We start from the raw sequence: 17,358 nt of genomic DNA on the forward strand, positions 1-17,358 counted from the left end.
GGTTATCTTATAACTTTATTTTTAGTTTGTTTCTAATATGCACCAGCTTTTTTCGATCGGATACAGTCTGATAAGTATCGCTGCCTTACTCTGGATGGTGTGTGGAGCCCCGAATCACTTAGAAAATCTTTATAGTATTTCTTTGAATTTTGACGGTTCGAACGGGAAACAAAAGACGTTCCCTATGGCTCAGAACGTTTCTTCAGGGATTTGGTCTTTAGAGTTTCCAGAGCTTAGGGAAAGACTGCCGGATCTTAGACAAGAACTTATATTTTTAGGGAGCAATAAGCGTCCTGATGCTCTTGGAGGCAAATTTTTTTTAGAGCTAGCTACTTCTAAGGATTCCTGTGTGGCTGGCGTTAATGAAAAAATATATTTACAGGTTGTTTCCTCTCCTGAGGGAGGGGTATTTACTTTTAGTCCCGAAGGAAAGCCCACGGAGCTGTGGTTGGAATGTCGTCCTTTGAGTATGGATAACCGTATAGAAGTAAAAGTGCGTTTAATGAGCGTAAATAAGGAGCTGGTTGTATCTCCAAAAGAGAGAGAAACCTTATTTTTAACCGCTCCCGCTAAAGGATTGGAATCTTGGGAAATTGGTGGTATTCGTATAGATGCGAGTTTCCCTGTGAAACAAAAGATTCGTCGTATAGGCAGTGATAAGTTCCTTTTGATGCATGGTGGATCGGATTATGCTGATAAAGCTGTTAAGGAGCGAGTGGATTTTGTCTCGCTATCTGACGAGAATTACAGCCGTTATCTCGCTGTTGGGGATATTTTGCTTTGGGATGGAAATTGCTGGCAGACTTGTGGGGAATTTCGAGGAGAGAGTTCTCAGGCACCTCTATTAGAAGTTAAGAAAATAGACGAAAAAGTCATGGTGATAGAGTTATGGAACGTGGGGGGAACCTCCCACCAGTCCATGAGTTTGGTAAAAACCATGAGTTCTCCTATAGAAATTACTGAGATCGTTAAGGAATTTGAATTTATTGGGATGCGTTCCTGGTCTCGTCCTATTATACAAGCTGGGGGACAAAGGATGATCCTTTCTCCCGATGATTGGGTAGTCTACACCGGAAAAACTTGGGAGAAAATTTCTCGCAAAGAACAGTTGGAGGACTACCTTTCAGGAAAGACTCAAGGGCCATTATTGGTTTTTGATAAATTAGAAAAAGATTCTAGAGAGTTTGTCGTTCGTGCTCACGTATTTAATGCACAAAGGACGTTAGTAGAATCTGTGACGCTGCCATTGAAACAGGGTTTTGATTTTGGATCCTCTTCTTCTAAAGAAGAGGTGCATCCAGGACGACAACCGCTTGTAGGTAGCGAGGGAACCAATCGTGGGGGATCATAAATGCGTTTTTTGCGTAACCCTTTAGTTTATTTCTTTGGATTGTCAGGACTTGCATGTTGCACACCTGCTCTAGCTTTGACTATTTCGGAAAAAGCCGCATCCTTAGAAAAATCCAGAGATTTTATAGATAGTTCCCCGGGCCTGGCTTCATTTAATGCAGATATGAAGGAGTGTAATCTTCAGCTAAAAACTCTTTATGAAGAGGCTGCAGCCCTGCGAGCGTCAGGCTGTGAAGATGAGGCGCGGTGGAAAGAGCTTCTAAGTAAGCTGTCAGAGGTTAAGAAGCAAATTAAGCATATAGAAAATCTTTGGTCGGCAGAGATTCGCGAAAGAGGAGAAAATCCTGATGACTATGCCTTGTGGCATCATCCCGAGACGACAATTTATAATTTAGTTTCTGATTATGGTGAAGATAACGTTGTTTATTTAGTGCCCCAAGATATCGGATCAATTAAGGTCTCAGCGTTATCAAAATTTACTGTTCCCAAAGAAGGTTTTGAAGAGTGTCTTACGCAATTGCTAACACGTCTTGGTATTGGCGTGCGTCAGGTAAGCCCGTGGATTAAAGAGCTCTATACAACCCACAAAGAGAGTTGCGGGGTTGCCGGAGTTTTTTCTTCTAGAAAGGATTTAGATTTACTTCCCTCAACTTCCTATATTGGTTATGTACTAAACTCGAAGAATATCGACGTTCGCGCAGATCAGCATATCTTAAGAAAATTTGCCAACCTTGATACCACGCATATTGATCTTTTTGGAGGGAAATTATGGGTGTTCGGTTCTGTCGGGGAAATTAGCGAGCTTCTTAAAATTTACGATTTCATCCAAGAAGATAGCGTTCGCCAGGAATATCGCGTTGTCCCTTTAACTAAGATAGAAGCTTCGGAAATGATCTCTATTCTTAAGGCAGCTTTTCGAGAAGATATTACTAAAGAGGGAGATGATGAAAACCTTGGTCTTAAAGTTGTTCCTCTACAACATCAAGGGCGCTCTTTATTTTTAAGTGGTACGGCTACTTTAGTTCATCAAGCAATTGATTTGATTAAAGATCTTGAGGAGGGGATTGAGAATCCCACAGACAAAACCGTCTTTTGGTATAGTGTGAAGCACTCTGATCCTCAAGAACTCGCGGTATTATTATCACAAGTGCATGATGTTTTTGCGGGTAAAGAAGGTAGTTCGCTTGCTTCTTCTGAAACTATGTTAAGAGAAGCTGCCTCTACGATACATATCGATACATCTTCGGTAGGAACTGCTAAGGAAGGTTCTGTAAAATATGGGAATTTCATAGCAGATTCTAAGACAGGCACCTTGATCATGGTTGTAGAGAAAGAAGCTATACCTAGAATTAAGATGTTATTAAAAAAACTCGATGTACCTAAGAAGATGGTTCGCATCGAAGTTTTGTTATTTGAAAGAAAGCTTTCTAACCAACGTAAGGCGGGATTGAATCTTTTAAGACTTGGAGAAGAGGTCTGTAAGAAAACATCCGCGGCAGTCTCTTGGACCAGTTCAGGGATCTTAGAATTTTTATTTAAAGGAAGTACCGGATCTTCTTTGATTCCCGGCTACGACCTTGCTTATCAATTTTTAATGGCTCAAGAAGATATACGCATAAATGCAAGTCCTTCTGTGGTGACAATGAACCAAACTCCCGCAAGAATTGCAATTGTGGAAGAAATGTCGATAGCAGTTTCCGCGGATAAGGAGAAAGCCCAGTATAATCGTGCCCAATACGGAATTATGATTAAAATGCTTCCCGTAATTAATGTAGGCGAGGAAGACGGGAAAAGCTACATTACCCTAGAGACGGATATTACCTTTGACACTACAGGGAAAAATACTAATGAGCGTCCTGATGTTACTCGACGTAATATCACAAATAAGGTCCGTATTCCTGATGGAGAGACGGTAATTATCGGAGGTTTACGTTGTAAGCATGCCTCTGATTCTCAAGATGGTATTCCTTTCCTCGGGGAGATTCCCGGCGTAGGGAAGTTGTTTGGGATGAACTCTACGTCGGATAGTCAAACAGAAATGTTTGTGTTTATCACTCCGAAAATTCTAGATAATCCTGTAGAGAAAAAAGAGCGTCATGAAGAAGCTATTCTTTCTTCGCGTCCTGGAGAAAACGCTGAATTTCGTAAAGCACTATTCGCTGGAGAAGAGGCTGCAAAAGCAGCACATAAAAAATTAGAACTGATTTCCGCCATAGAACTACCAGCGTCTCAATTAGAGGGGCTAGAGTATGATGGGCGGTAAAACTGTACTATCTCAAGAGCTTTTAAGTGCTCTGCCCTATAGCTTTCTAAAGAAACATTGTTTGTTGCCGTTAAAAGAGCAGGAAAATAGTGTAACGATAGCTTATGCGAAGATTACGTCACTCATGGCGAAAGATGAAGTGCAGCTGCTTATAAAAAAGCCCGTACTTTTTGTTCTTAAAGATGAGACAGACATTTTACAGAGTTTACAAAAGATCTACTCTAATTTAGAGGGCAAAGCCTCTGATATGCTGTTAAGCATGAAAGAAGGAGACTCTGCTCAAATAAATGAAGAGGAAGATCTTTTAGAAAGTACGGACTCTGTTCCCGTCGTGCGTTTTTTAAACCTGATTTTAAAAGAGGCTATTGAAGAACGTACCTCGGATATTCATTTTGAACCTTTAGAAGATGCTTTACGCATACGCTACCGTATAGACGGGGTTTTGCATGATCGTCATTCTCCACCAGCACATCTACGTTCAGCATTAATCACTAGGATTAAAGTTTTAGCGAAGATGGACATAGCGGAACATCGCCTCCCTCAAGATGGAAGAATAAAAATCCAAATAGGTGGTCAGGAAATTGATATGCGTGTAAGCACTGTTCCTGTAATCTATGGCGAACGTGTTGTTCTTAGGATTTTAGATAAGCGTAATGTGATTTTAGATATCTCCGGGTTGCAAATGCCTAAAGATATTGAAAATTCTTTTAAAGAGGTAATTGCAGTTCCTGAAGGGATACTTTTAGTAACGGGTCCTACCGGAAGTGGAAAAACAACAACACTCTATAGTGTTATTCAACATCTTTCAGGACCTTTTACTAATATTATGACAATAGAAGATCCCCCTGAGTATAAACTGTCTGGAATAGCTCAAATTGCTGTGAAACCAAAGATTGGTTTGTCGTTTGCCCGTGGTCTAAGACATTTATTACGTCAGGATCCGGATGTTTTAATGGTTGGAGAAATTCGCGATCAAGAAACAGCAGAAATTGCCATACAGGCAGCGCTAACAGGGCACCTTGTTGTAAGCACGCTGCATACTAATGATGCAGTTTCTGCAATTCCCCGTCTTTTAGATATGGGGGTAGAGCCTTATTTATTATCAGCAACAATCATTGGCGTTGTTGCTCAAAGATTAGTAAGAAAAATATGTCCTCACTGTAAGCAGCAATGCACAGCAGATGTTCAAGAACGGGTATTCTTAAAATCTATAGGTCAAGATCCCGATGTAGCGCTATACCGTGGAGAGGGATGTTCTCATTGTTTCCGTTCAGGGTATAAAGGACGTCAGGGAATTTATGAATTCCTACATCCTGATACAGCTTTACGTTCTGAAATCGCCATGCATAAACCTTATCATGTATTGCGAGAACACGCTGAACAGAAGGGGTTTCGTCCATTACTACAACACGGAGTTGCTTTAGCGTTGTCAGGAGATACAACATTAGCAGAAATATTCCGCGTTACGAAACGGTATGACTAAGGAGGGGATAAAGATATGCCACGATATCGCTATACCTACCTCAACGCAAAAGAACGACGTAAACAAGACTGGCTAGAAGCATTACATATTCAAGAAGCAAGAGAAAAGCTCGCCCAACAAGGAGTACAGTTGCTCTCTATTCGCGAAGTGTCCCCGGGTCGTGTACGAATAAAAAATAGTGAGTTAATCATCTTTTCAAAGCAGATGCTTCTTCTTCTTCGTTCTGGATTACCTCTATATGAAAGCCTGTCTTCCCTTCGAGATCAATATCAGGGACAGGGAATGTCAGGATTATTGACGGCATTCATGGAAAATTTACGTTCGGGAGGCTCCCTATCACAGGCAATGGCAGCATATCCCGATATTTTTGATAATTTTTATCGCAGCGCTGTTCTCGCCGGAGAAAGTGTAGGGAATTTAGAAGGGTGTTTGCAAAACATTATTGCTGTTTTAGAAGAGCGTGAGCAAATGTCTAAAAAGCTTATGGCAGCTCTTAGTTACCCAATAGTTTTACTTGTGTTTTCTGTAGCTGTAATTCTCTTTTTTCTCACAGGAGTAATTCCCTCTTTAAAAGAGACATTTGAGAATATGGAGCCTAATACACTTACTTCTATAGTGTTTGGTCTTAGCGATTTTGTTTGTAAGTATAAGTATCTTCTTCTTGCAACATTAGGAGCTGGGATAGCAAGTATAGTTACTACACGACGCAAACCCTTTTGGAAAAAATGGTTTGAAAAAACCCTATTTTCAATTCCTGGCGTGAAGAAATTCTTTATCAAATTAGGATTTAGCAGGTTTTGTTCAGTAGTTTCAGCAATTCTTCGTGGCGGAGGGACGCTGATAGAAGGTTTAGAACTAGGCTGTGGAGCAGTCCCATACGATATGTTGCGTGAAGATATGACACAAATAATCCACGCTGTTATCGAGGGAAGCTCATTAAGTAAAGAATTAGCAAAACGACCTTGGGTGCCGAAATTAGCATTGGGTATGGTCTCTTTAGGAGAAGAATCTGGAGAGCTTGCTGATGTATTGGGGCATGTCGCTCATATTTATAATGAAGATACCCAAAAAACACTAACCTGGATAACCTCGTGGTGCCAACCGGTTATCCTTGTGTTTCTTGGAGGAATTATAGGAATTATTATGTTGGCAATACTTATTCCGTTAACCAGCAACATTCAAATTTTATAGAACAAACAGGGCAAAAGTTATGAAAAAACAAAAACGTAAACAATCCATCACATTAATCGAGATGATGGTTGTTATCACACTGATCGGTATTGTTGGAGGAGCTTTAGCTTTTAATATGCGTGGTAGCATTCAAAAAGGGAAGGTTTTTCAATCAGAGCAAAATTGTGCCAAAGTCTACGACATCCTAATGATGGAGTATGCAACCGGAGGGGCATCTCTAAGAGAGATCGTAGATCAGAAGGAGTCTGTTCTTGAAGGAGCCGCATGGTGCAAAGACGGAAAAAAATTATTAAAAGATGCTTGGGGAGAAGATATTGTTGTGAAACTCAATGATCAGGGTGATGATTTGATAGTTTTTTCACAGAGAGCCGCCGGAACAAATAGTAAGCGTGGGTAAAGATTCCTATGACGCTCCATAAAAAAAGATCAAAGCGGAATTTTCTGCTGATAGAGGTATTGCTGTCATTATCATTAGTTTGTCTAGTGCTAATGCCCTGCATCCGTTTTTATTGCGGCGTTCGTAGGTCTTTTGAAGACGATATTGTTAACTTACAGTTGCCCGCTGTGATTGATAATTGTTTTTTTGCTGTTGAAGATAGCATGCGGGAGCAAATGCTCAATGGAAATTTTCCAACATCGGGTTCTGGAGAGCTTTCCTGTGTTGTTTATACGAGTCGAGGAAATGAAATTCGTGTTCCCTATGTATATTCTATGGATATTCGTAAGGGAGTGCGTATAGAGGCTAACATTGTAAAAGCATGTTTTGCAGATGTTGTCATAGAGATTTTCCCTAATCAAAAATATACAACATCCGTGCAAAGAAGCGTATGCGTAGTAATATAACATCCTCGAAGAAAAGGAAACAATCCTTCCTCCTTATGGAAGTTTTAGTATCCATAACCCTATTCGCCCTGCTTTTTAGTGTTTTGGGGTTTTGGCAAAGGCAAATGTTTTGCTCTAGCAGACGTGACGAGCGTGCCTATAAAACTTTTTTACAGGAAAACTACGCCTATAAGAAATTGCGAACGGCATTTTGTTCGACATCGCGTATTGAAGAGATTCCTGGAGCTTTGTGCACGGTAATTTTTGATCGAGGTGTGTATCGAGATCCTGACCTTGCTGGAGAAGTTGCCGGCTCTCTATACTATCATCAAAGTCAGGGTAGGTTAGAATTGCAAATACGCAGTTTACGAAATCATACTAAGGTAGAAACTGCATTACTTTTAGATAACGTCTCGAAAGTCGATATTGTTCCTCAGAGGAACACAGGGGATCAAGGGCTTCCAGCGAGATTATTGATAGTAATTCATAGGAGTTTCCCTGAAGGTAATGAGCGGATGCTGTCATATCAATTCGCGTTGGGGAAATAGCTATGCAGTCTTACATTTTTACTTTATTATGCTTGACCTCCTTAATTTCGATGGTATCTTTTGATGCTGTAAATGCGAGAAAGCGTTGCGTATGCTCTAGGATTATTGAAAGTAATGAGAATCTCTTTACAGCACAGCGTTCAGCATGTGCTGAAGTCGAGTATCAGGAAAAATCTAAAAAGATTTCCGCCGTAGAGAAGATTTCTAAAGATGAAGAAATTGTTTCTCCAAAAAAGACAGCAAAGGTAGCTACTAAGAAAAAACGTAAATATCGTCTTCTAAAAGTACCATTTTCACGACCACCAAATAACTCTCGATTTAACCTCTATGCTCTCATGCAAGAATCTCCGGAACATTATGCAGACGCAGCCTCTTGGCATGCAATATTTGTGCGCCTCTTAAAACGTGTTTATGTAGATACCGGATGCGTACCACCAGGATCTGAATATGCGATTACCGAAGCTTTGCTAAGTAAAAGAGCAGAAATTCTAGAGGGGGGGAAAAAGTTCGGCGCTGATGTTATTGAGACTCTCACCCTTCCCTCTCAAGAAGCGGATACTCTTTACATAATGTTGCGCGGCTCTAAAAAAACCCAATCTCTTTTAAACTTTCTTCATTATGAAGAGAAGTCTCAAGGTTTAATTAAGGTAAATCTGGTATTTGCTGACTCCTTGCTTTTGGAAGCTATTGTAGATCATCCAGTTGCATGTCAAGAACTAGAAACTTTTCGCGGGGGAATTTGGGAAAGTGTGAAACGTCAAGAACAATCTATTCAAGAGCACGGAGAAGCGGCAGCTTTAGAACTGTTTAAAACGCGAACGGATTTTCGTATGGAATTAAGAGATAAAACCCAGGTTCTTCTCTCTCAGTATGACCTGCTCCCACTGCTGAATAAAAAGATCTTCGACTTTACACTAGGAAGTGCCGGGGATTACATTTATCTTATTGATCCAGAAACAGGAGCTGTTTCTCGATGTCGCTGTTCTCCAAAGAGTAGTAAATTATAATTAAAAATTTCTTATTTATCTTTAAATATTTTTTTTGATAATTGTCTATTATAAGTATTTTTAAATAAAAAAAGATTTTTTAAAGGTAAGGCCATGGCAGATGAGACACCAAAAGAAAACTCTTCTTCAAAAGAGTCGTCCTCTCAGTTTGAGTCTTTGAAGCGTAAGGTGAAGGATTTGCATGCCAATCCTAAAGTGGGAAGAATGAAGAGGTTCTTTTCTCATCACGCTCGCGAAGCCATTAGTGGAGCACTAGTCCTAGTTGGTATTATTACTGATTTTGTATCGTGGGTTGGAGGCTTATTCGTCGCTTGTGGTGTGGTGCTAGGTTTCTATCCCGAGATCCGTACTGTTTTGAAAAATCTTCAAAGCTACTATGCGAAGAACGGCCCCGCAAAGAACGCTCTTCTTTGCGGTTTACTGCTATTTTTTCTTTTGAACGTCTTCCCTTTTACACTATCGTTTTTAGTCTTATGTTTGATTCTTGTTTTACTTGGAGATAACAAAGACAACAAGAGCAATGACTCTTCTCAAAAACCTCTATAATCTAGAGGAACTTTAGCGAAAAAAGCTGCTTAATGTAGGTAGCTTTTTCCCGCTGTATTTCTATTTTTTCTAAAACTAGCCTTATTTGAGAAAGTTCTTTTCCTATAGAACTTTAGGGCTCGATCCTAAAAGCATGATGGGAGCTTCCTTAAACCACGCTAAAGTGAAATAGTCAATTTGCTTGACTATGAACCACCAAGCAAGAGTTAAGAATAATAAACCCATAAAGGCTTTCAAGGCAGAAAGAAGATAAATAACCTGCACTTGTGGAGCCATTCTATTAATAATTCCTAAGAATAGATCAGACATGAGCATGGCTACTGCTGCTGGGGCACTGAGTTGGATAGTCATAATAAGACATAGCTGACACATTTTGATTAGCGTAATCCAAATCGGTGCATCTAAAGACATCATCTCCATAGGGAGAAACTTATGAATAGGAATTATTTCCAGAGACTGTAGTAAGAGTGTTAAAACAATTCTATGTCCTCCAGAAAGCCAGAAAACTATAGTTACAAAGTAATGATAAAAGATTCCATGAGGAGAAGTTTGCTCAATGGAGATCAGTGATGTTGCTCCTTCTAAACCCTGAATACCCTGTTGGTTGGTAATAAACGATCCTGCAGATTGGGCAGCATAGAAAGGGAAAGACAGGATAAAACCAATTAAGGTGCCTATGCAAAGCTCTTTGACAATGAGGATATAGAACACATCATCATCTAGATAGTTTGCAATATGAGTGCTCATCAATACCTTAGGGAAAATAATGGCCACCCAAGAAAGCGCAATACCTATTTTAATAGGTGCTGGGAATAACTTACCTCCCAGGAAGGGAACAATAGCAAATATGGGAAGTAATCGGGATAAAAGAAGCAAAAAAACGCTCCAGACGTAGGCAGGAGGCTTTTGCAAAATATAATCAAGATATGAAGAACCAAAAACAGAAACAAGCTCTGGTAAAGAGATTGCCATAGCTGTTTATTTCCATTTATAAAAGTTTTGGAAGATCTGAGAGGCAAAACGGAAAATCATATTGCTTAGCCATCCTCCGGAAATCATCAAGGTACCAAAAATAACAACGAGTTTAATAGCAAAAGCGAATGTTTGCTCTTGGATTTGCGTTGCGGCTTGGAAAATCGCGACCATGATACCAACAATAGAGGCAAGGATAATAGGAGGCGCAGAGATAATCAAAATCAGTAACAATGACTGATATGAATACTCAAAGAGCATAGATTTAAAGCTTGCGGCAAGTGCTATCACGGCATATCCCTATTTAAAGCTAATCATGAGACCTTGAAGTAATAATGTCCAACCATCCACCATCACAACAAGAAGTAATTTTAATGGTAGCGAAATAGATAATGGGGAAAGCATCATCATTTGCATAGCTACCAGAACGTTCGCTGTGACTAGGTCGATCACAAAAAACGGTAGGTAAATTAGAACGCCAATTTCAAAAGCATTTTTAATCTGCCCCATAATAAAAGCAGGAATAATAATCACGAAATCCGAGGCCGTCATATGCTCACGGATCTCTTGAGGAAATGTTTTCTGAGAAATCTTATAGAAACTTTGGATCTGAGCTTTTGGTGTATTACGTATTAAAAAAGATCGCAAAGGTTCTTTAGATTTATTTAATGCTACGAAAACAGTTTCAGCTCCTTCTGCAGAGAATAAATCTCGAGGAATAGCATTCCCTTGTATCTCTTTCCTAGCATCGTTGTACATAGCAACTCCTGTAGGAAACATCACGTAAATAGAAAGAATCAATGCTATACCATTAAGGACCTGGCTGGGAGGTGTTTGTTGAACACCCAAAGCGTTCCTTAATAGAACAAGAGTAATGATAATTTTTAAGTATGATGTTAGCAACATCACAAGGAAAGGTGATAATGCTAAGAAAATTAAGATAATTGCTTGTGTTGTCAGATCCGGATAGGTATCTGAAAAACTCCCTTCAGACAGATGTTCTTGAGGGAGCACATCATTAGCAGTTACTCTTTCTCGGAAAGTCGGCTGAGGGTAAGTTTTCTTCACCTCAGGTTGTTGAGTAGCTATCGATAATTCTGTAGATGTAGGAGGATTACAACGAGAAGAGCAAGACGACTCGTAGGTATCTGCAAAACACCACGGTGCGCTCAAGATAAACATACAAAGGAAAGTACGAAAAATGAAACGCATGATGTCAAATACCTTTATTCTTGCTTGCCCTGAGCTTCATCTACAGGTGCTTGTTGCTTAGGTTGAGGTTCATCTACAGGATTTTGTTGTTTTAGTATAGTAGAGAACGCTTTTTCTAAAGCAGCTAATTGTACATCTAATTGAGCATTTACAATACCAGCTTCTGTCTCTATAACACAACCCCCTTGGGTAACATCAGCTTTAGGGGCAATGATTAGAGTGTCAGCATACTCGACAATTTTCTTCAACTCAGGACGATTTTGCTCAACAATTGGAAGATCTTTTGGATTTACGTGAATAATAATTTTTTTATGTTGCGTAAGCTCTTTTAATGCTTTGGCAATGATAGAAACTATCGCATCAGGATGAATTTCTAATTCTTTACCGAGAATCTTTTTGACACTAGCAATTGCTAAAGGAACAAGTGCTTCCTTAACTTTATTACGAAGATCATGGGTTTCTTTTTCTAAATAAGCAAGCTGAGAACTCCATTGTTCACTGCCTTCTTTGAATCCTTGATCTTTAGCTTCTTTACGAAGTACTTCGCATTCTTGTTTTGTTTCATTAGTGTAAGATTCGCTATCTTCTTTTGTTTTGTCTAGGAGTTCTTTAGCATCAAGCAGAGCTGAAAAAGCCTCAGGAGAAAGGATTTTTTTGTTCGGTGCGACTTCATCATGTTTAAAAATTAAACTAAAAAACTTCATCTATTTGACAGCGTAGAAAACCCTGAGATTTCTTAAAGTTTAGGGAGGAAACGCTGCTCCTTCTTGTTGTTGTTTTAATTCCTTATTATTAACAATCGACTCATACGCAAGGAGAAAAAAGAAAGTATCTTTATATTTTATTTCATGCTCTGAGTTGTAGAGATCTTATTGTACTAAGATCTTAATACATAATTCTAACTGGCTCTTAAAATAGTCACTATGGGGGTGTTCATAGGATTTTCGTAGAGCTTGTTCAAAAATATATCCCCGGCCGATATCCAACCTACGTAGAAAATACCAAAGGAAGGAGGCATCTTCTTTTGCTAATGCTACAGCAAGAAACTGTAAACCTTGTTTATGAATAAAATTACGGAAATCATTATCGCTATCCCAAGAAACTAAAAATTCAGTTGTTTCGAGATGTTTCATAGGATGTGATTGGCAATAAGATAGAAACAGTTGTTCCGTAGGAGAGAGGACCTTATGTACACGATCGATAATCACTTTATCAACAATATTTCTTAGTTCTTTTGCTATAGCGAATAATCCTAAACAATTAATCAATGTCATCTTCGTCGTTCCTGAGTAATACAGCATAGCATTGAACGGTGAAGGTGGAAGAAATATCTCTTCAGTAATTCCTGGAGGACGGATTTTTTTGCTCAACATATCTAATAGGTAGAAGGCTCCGAAATTAGAACAACGTTGCTTCGCAATGGAAATCTTTGGAAGAAGTGGAGTTAATTCCTGAATTAAAGAGTCTGGCAACCAAGAAAGTAATTGGCTTTGTATGACTTCTGGGAAGTCTTTAATAGCTACGCTAATCCATGAGGGATGAATTGTTGCCAACCAGCACATGGTAAAAGATAAAGAACTTAGAGGAATATCCTCATGGTGTGAGGGCGTAACTAAGAGATTTTCCGGAAGAAAATTTGCGAGATCATCCTCTTTGGAATACTTCATTAAGATGTTTAAAGTTCCAAAAGTATTGGCGGTCACTAGACATCCTCATTTTCTTCGTTTCCTTCTGATGCCTCTGGTGCATTGTCTTTAGGACCTTCTGCTTCCTCTTGATTAGGTTGCGTTGGTTGTCCTTCTTTTTTCTCTCCAGCACCTTCTTCAGGTTTCTTAGCTTCTAGGGCAACTTTAGAATATGGAGAAGGATCGAAGAAACCTTTAGCTCCACCTAAGGAAAGAATCAATGTATGTGTTTTCCAAATTACCCAAAGTAACCCACAAGAGATAACGAATAAGGTAAGTATTAAGAAATAAAAGATGAGACGGAACTTACCTAATGAAGATTTCGCTAAGATGATTCCCCATACGGAGACATAATCAATTTCATCGGATAGTCCCCAAGGACCATTAATAGTAATATCACTATAAGAAGCGCGATCACTAATAACGGAAACGTTTTCTGTAGAAAGACCTGGAACAGCACTGGCGACCAAGCGTTTAATTTTAGAAACCATGATGCTATTTGGATTATCTAAAACTCCACGATGTTTGATGTAAACGGAGGCAGTTAAAGGAAGATTGTCTTCAGCTTCTGTTGTGAAAGAAATTTGTACGCTAGCATCTACAATTCCATCCATCTTTCTAATAGTAGAAGCCATCTGCTCAGAAAGACCTTCTTGATAACGGATCTTTTCTTGCATTTCTGATGGAACAAGACCTTGCTTGGCGAATAGGTCTAAGAGACTCGTCCCCTTCATGCGAGGAAGACCAGCTTGATTTAAAATTGCTAAAGCTTCGGTAATTTGTGCAGCGGGAACGGCAATATCCCATAGTTGTTCAGCGGAGGCTCCTCCTGTAGAAGCTGCAGCCTGTGGTTGCTTTTGTGCAGCGACTCCTTTGCTAACAAGAAGAACGACAATCTCATTAGCTTCTCTTCCTGGAAGCCCGTGAACGATTAGCGATCTGCTGTTACAACTTGTACAGCAAAATAAGGTCATTACAAAGAATAAGCACCAAGAAATAGAACTACGAAACATAACCCACGCATACCTTTTTACTCACCATAACAAAAGGGGGGATTAGTGCCAATCGTGAACATTAAACAATAAATATGTTTTTGATTTCTATCAACATGAGATGGTAAAAACTCTTTTATATAACGTTATAGTTATACAAGTTTAGATCTAAAAAAGACGTTTATAAATAAAGCTGCTTTAAAAAAAATGGGCACGAAAATGTAGATTAGTTTGGAATTTTTGCTACTTCAGATTGTTTATTTTCGAGGTCATGTAAAACGATGTCAGCATTGAAACTAGAGCGAACAAAAGGTCCTGCATAAACAAAGAGTCCTAAAGACTCTCCCATTGTGCGGTAGTAATCAAAGGTTTCGGGGGTGACATAGCTTTTTACTGGTATGTGTAATCTAGAAGGACGCAGATATTGTCCTATAGTGACGATCTTGACTCCGTGATTTGCAAGATCTTTTAATGTTTGTTTTACTTCACTTTCTTGTTCTCCAAGTCCGACCATAATTCCTGATTTGATTTTAAGATCAGGGAGATACAGAGCTGCCTGCTCTAACATAAATAAAGATCTGCGATATGTTGCTTTATGCCGTACTACGGGTGTTAATCGTTCAACAGTTTCCACGTTATGATTATAAATAGTTAATCCTGAATCTAACAATGTATGCAAAGCATCAACATTTCCTTGAAAATCTGAGGCTAGCATTTCTACAGTAGATTCGGGAAGTTCCTGATGTAGGGTATCAATAATACGAACTAAGCAACTTGCGCCACCGTCCTCTAAATCATCGCGAGCTACCATAGTTAAAACAATGTGCTTAAGCTGAAGAATTTTTGCTGATTCTGCAATTTTTTGAGGTTCTTCAGGGTCAGGAGGTATGGGTTTTTTCGTGAAGTCAATATTACAGAAACCGCAACGTCTAGTGCATGCATCTCCTAAAGCTAGATACGTTGCTGTCTTTCTTGACCAGCAGCGTGTGCGGTTAGGGCATAAGGCCTCTTCGCAGACTGTAGCCATTCCCGTACGCTTTATAGTAGCATCCGTATGGGCAAAGACTGAACCTTTAGGTAAAACTTGCCTTAGCCATTTGGGAAGACGCTCGGCGAAACGTTTACCTTGTTGAGGTTTTTGTGTTTCATCGGGAACTTCATTCATAGTCTTGGAGGAGGTAAATGTAGAGGATGGTTTGTTGCTAATAGAGCACTTTCAGCCCAAACTTCAGCAAGAGTTGGATGAGCATGGATAGTTTCATAGATACAAGGTAGAGTGAGCTCATTACGTACTGCCAACGTCATCTCTGCTATTAATGATGCTGCATGAGGGCCTACCACATAAGCACCGAGAATCTGTTGTGTAGTTTCGTGGCTAATAATAGCTGCAAACCCATCAGCTTCTGCCATAGCTACAGCCTTGCCAATAGCTTTAAAAGGAAACTTGGTGAGTTTTGCAGGAATACTTTGTTGTTGAGCGGCTTCTAAAGAAAGCCCTACCATAGCAACTTCTGGGAAGGTAAAAATTACTGCGGGGACTGCTGAATAATCCATAACTTCGTTATGACCCGCAGCATTTCTACCTGCAACAATTCCCTGATGGGAGGCAACGTGAGCAAGTAACCATTTTCCTGTGACATCTCCAATAGCAAAGATATTCGTAACATTGGTTCTCATAGTCTCATCTACAGGAATAATACCACGCTCATTGCGAATCACTCCAGCATTGTCTAACCCAATGTCTGTGGTGTTGAATTGACGTCCGATTGCAACGAGAACATAATCGTATTCTTCTGTCTGATCATTTACAGTGATTTTTACTCTGTCATTAAGATCTTCTAGATGTCCAATGGATGCTTTAGTAAGCACACGAATTCCTTGGCGTGAAAACTTATCCAACATGGTTTTGGAAATATCAGCATTGTTTACGGAAAGAATTTGATCAGCGACTTCTATGACAGTGATTTCCACTCCTAAAGTATTAAATAGAGAAGCAAATTCACAACCGATAACACCACCACCAATAATAGCGAGCTTTTTAGGAAGTTCTGTGAGGTTTAAAATACCCGTTGAGCATAAGACGCGGGATGAGAAAGGAACACCCGGAAAGGGACGAGATTCAGATCCTGTGGCTATGATAATATGTTGAGCTTTGAGAACTGTTGTATCTTGACCTTTAACTCTTACCTCAGTGGATGAAATTAAAGAGCCTCGGCCGTTGAAGACAGTAATTTTATTACTGCGTATGAGTCCTTCTAATCCCTGACGTATGCCATTAATGACAGTATTTTTTCTTTGGACCATTGCAGGATAATCTACAGAATAACCATCAATATTTATCCCGAATTGCTTGGCGTGTTTAATTTGGGAAACAATGCCCGCACCTACTAATAGAGCTTTAGAGGGAATACAGCCACGATTTAAACATGTGCCTCCGGCTTGTTGTTCTTCGATGATTGCGGTTTTTAATCCTTGTTGCGCTGCAGTAATCGCTGCAACGTAACCCCCAGGTCCAGCACCAATAACAACACAGTCAAAATCTGTACTCATATTCTGTTCCCAATTCTCATAAGTATCGAAATTTAAAAGTTCTTAAGAAGATCGTTTTTAAGACGCTAGGTCGTAATATTATTTCATGAAGAGCTTTTTGCTTATTCTAGATCTAAAGATTAATTTTCAGCATTGATTTTTTCCCAATAGAAATTATAATTTAAGTTATGTACTGTAATTAGTCGTAGTGTGTACAAATCGACATATAAGAAACTTTCTGTTTTTTTATATAAATCCTAATTTGGGAAGGTAGGTTGCCATGCCATTTGCTAAAGAAGCAGAGATGCAGCGCACATGTTGGAAGTGTGAAGGTAGCGTATCTATGCATATGCCCCAGTGCCCCTACTGCAGTGCATTTCTTCAAGATCCTCCGGTAGCTTCGGGAGGATTTTCTTCATGCCATATTTCTTTCCCAGAAGGCTCTACAAAGGGAGAATCTGAAGATCTTTTTGCTGTTTCTTCAGAGGATTGGGAAGCTGTTCTGAGTGATCAAAATACTTTCCAAAAACCTACAGAACAATCTGAAGCTGATTGGAACTGGTTACAGCATTGGCCGCTTGTTGCCTTATTTTTAGGCGCGGGATTTTTAGCTTTTGCTTTGATCATTCTTTTATTTGCTACAGATGCTGGGTTGACATTGACATGGCCTAAAAACCGAGCCTACCTTTACGGTATTGTTGGTGCTGTGTTTGCTTATCGCGGCTACTTGAAACTTTCGGAATAAGATATTCCCTAAC

Annotated in this window: 18 protein-coding genes; 10 read left to right on the top strand and 8 right to left on the bottom strand. The window is 39.5% G+C overall.

Annotation, left to right across the window (positions count from 1 at the left end):
• Positions 1-37 precede the first annotated feature (37 nt).
• The 9 genes from O1W70_RS03275 (at position 38) to O1W70_RS03315 (ending at position 9,210) form a co-directional block, all read left to right on the top strand.
• A complete protein-coding gene (locus tag O1W70_RS03275; protein WP_375797188.1) occupies positions 38-1,351 on the top strand; it encodes a hypothetical protein in 1,314 nt (437 codons plus the stop codon).
• The gene (locus tag O1W70_RS03280; protein WP_332380917.1) at positions 1,352-3,613 is read left to right on the top strand and encodes a type II secretion system protein GspD; all 2,262 of its coding nucleotides are present in this window, start codon (positions 1,352-1,354) and stop codon (positions 3,611-3,613) included.
• Positions 3,600-5,096 (top strand): GspE/PulE family protein, encoded by a 1,497-nt coding sequence (locus tag O1W70_RS03285; RefSeq protein WP_375797189.1) that lies wholly within the window; start codon positions 3,600-3,602, stop codon positions 5,094-5,096. Before O1W70_RS03280 ends, O1W70_RS03285 begins: the two co-directional genes overlap by 14 nt.
• Positions 5,097-5,111: 15 nt before the next feature.
• On the top strand, positions 5,112-6,287 hold the full coding sequence (locus O1W70_RS03290; protein WP_332380918.1) for a type II secretion system F family protein: 1,176 nt from the start codon (positions 5,112-5,114) through the stop codon (positions 6,285-6,287).
• 19 nt (positions 6,288-6,306) lie between these two features.
• The gene (locus O1W70_RS03295) at positions 6,307-6,684 is read left to right on the top strand and encodes a type II secretion system protein (protein WP_332380920.1); all 378 of its coding nucleotides are present in this window, start codon (positions 6,307-6,309) and stop codon (positions 6,682-6,684) included.
• Positions 6,685-6,692: 8 nt separating this feature from the next.
• Complete coding sequence (locus O1W70_RS03300) at positions 6,693-7,130, top strand: type II secretion system protein (RefSeq protein ID WP_332380921.1); 438 nt, start codon at positions 6,693-6,695, stop codon at positions 7,128-7,130.
• On the top strand, positions 7,115-7,657 hold the full coding sequence (locus O1W70_RS03305) for a DUF1494 domain-containing protein (protein ID WP_375797190.1): 543 nt from the start codon (positions 7,115-7,117) through the stop codon (positions 7,655-7,657). The genes O1W70_RS03300 and O1W70_RS03305 overlap by 16 nt, the downstream gene beginning before the upstream one ends.
• Positions 7,658-7,659: 2 nt before the next feature.
• Positions 7,660-8,664 (top strand): hypothetical protein, encoded by a 1,005-nt coding sequence (locus O1W70_RS03310; RefSeq protein WP_332380922.1) that lies wholly within the window; start codon positions 7,660-7,662, stop codon positions 8,662-8,664.
• Between the two features lie 93 nt (positions 8,665-8,757).
• Positions 8,758-9,210, top strand: coding sequence for a hypothetical protein (locus O1W70_RS03315; protein WP_213241770.1), 453 nt, complete (start codon positions 8,758-8,760; stop codon positions 9,208-9,210).
• A 102-nt stretch (positions 9,211-9,312) separates the two neighbouring features.
• Here O1W70_RS03315 and O1W70_RS03320 read toward each other — a convergent pair whose 3' ends face one another.
• The 8 genes from O1W70_RS03320 to lpdA form a co-directional block, all read right to left on the bottom strand.
• Positions 9,313-10,182 carry an EscT/YscT/HrcT family type III secretion system export apparatus protein gene (locus tag O1W70_RS03320; RefSeq protein WP_213241768.1) on the bottom strand — a complete coding sequence of 290 codons (870 nt, stop codon included), beginning with the start codon at positions 10,180-10,182 and terminating at the stop codon, positions 9,313-9,315.
• A gap of 6 nt (positions 10,183-10,188) precedes the next feature.
• Positions 10,189-10,473 carry a type III secretion system export apparatus subunit SctS gene (sctS, locus tag O1W70_RS03325; RefSeq protein WP_006343598.1) on the bottom strand — a complete coding sequence of 95 codons (285 nt, stop codon included), beginning with the start codon at positions 10,471-10,473 and terminating at the stop codon, positions 10,189-10,191.
• Between the two features lie 9 nt (positions 10,474-10,482).
• Positions 10,483-11,394 carry a type III secretion system export apparatus subunit SctR gene (gene sctR, locus O1W70_RS03330; RefSeq protein WP_332380924.1) on the bottom strand — a complete coding sequence of 304 codons (912 nt, stop codon included), beginning with the start codon at positions 11,392-11,394 and terminating at the stop codon, positions 10,483-10,485.
• 14 nt (positions 11,395-11,408) lie between these two features.
• Positions 11,409-12,098, bottom strand: a complete 690-nt coding sequence (locus O1W70_RS03335; RefSeq protein ID WP_332380925.1) for an HrpE/YscL family type III secretion apparatus protein — start codon at positions 12,096-12,098, stop codon at positions 11,409-11,411.
• 165 nt (positions 12,099-12,263) lie between these two features.
• The gene (locus tag O1W70_RS03340; RefSeq protein ID WP_332380927.1) at positions 12,264-13,097 is read right to left on the bottom strand and encodes a hypothetical protein; all 834 of its coding nucleotides are present in this window, start codon (positions 13,095-13,097) and stop codon (positions 12,264-12,266) included.
• Entirely contained in the window at positions 13,097-14,092 is a 996-nt protein-coding gene (gene sctJ / locus O1W70_RS03345; RefSeq protein WP_332380928.1) for a type III secretion system inner membrane ring lipoprotein SctJ, read from the bottom strand. The genes O1W70_RS03340 and sctJ overlap by 1 nt, the downstream gene beginning before the upstream one ends.
• A gap of 205 nt (positions 14,093-14,297) precedes the next feature.
• Complete coding sequence (gene lipA, locus O1W70_RS03350; RefSeq protein ID WP_332380930.1) at positions 14,298-15,236, bottom strand: lipoyl synthase; 939 nt, start codon at positions 15,234-15,236, stop codon at positions 14,298-14,300.
• Entirely contained in the window at positions 15,233-16,621 is a 1,389-nt protein-coding gene (gene lpdA, locus O1W70_RS03355; protein WP_332380932.1) for a dihydrolipoyl dehydrogenase, read from the bottom strand. The genes lipA and lpdA overlap by 4 nt, the downstream gene beginning before the upstream one ends.
• Before the next feature lie 259 nt (positions 16,622-16,880).
• On the opposite strand from lpdA, the gene O1W70_RS03360 reads away from it, so the two are divergent.
• Positions 16,881-17,345, top strand: coding sequence for a phage holin family protein (locus O1W70_RS03360; protein ID WP_332380934.1), 465 nt, complete (start codon positions 16,881-16,883; stop codon positions 17,343-17,345).
• Positions 17,346-17,358: the final 13 nt, after the last annotated feature.

Source organism: Chlamydia sp. 16-02, from assembly GCF_042235055.1.
In the GTDB taxonomy this organism is placed as follows: domain Bacteria; phylum Chlamydiota; class Chlamydiia; order Chlamydiales; family Chlamydiaceae; genus Chlamydia.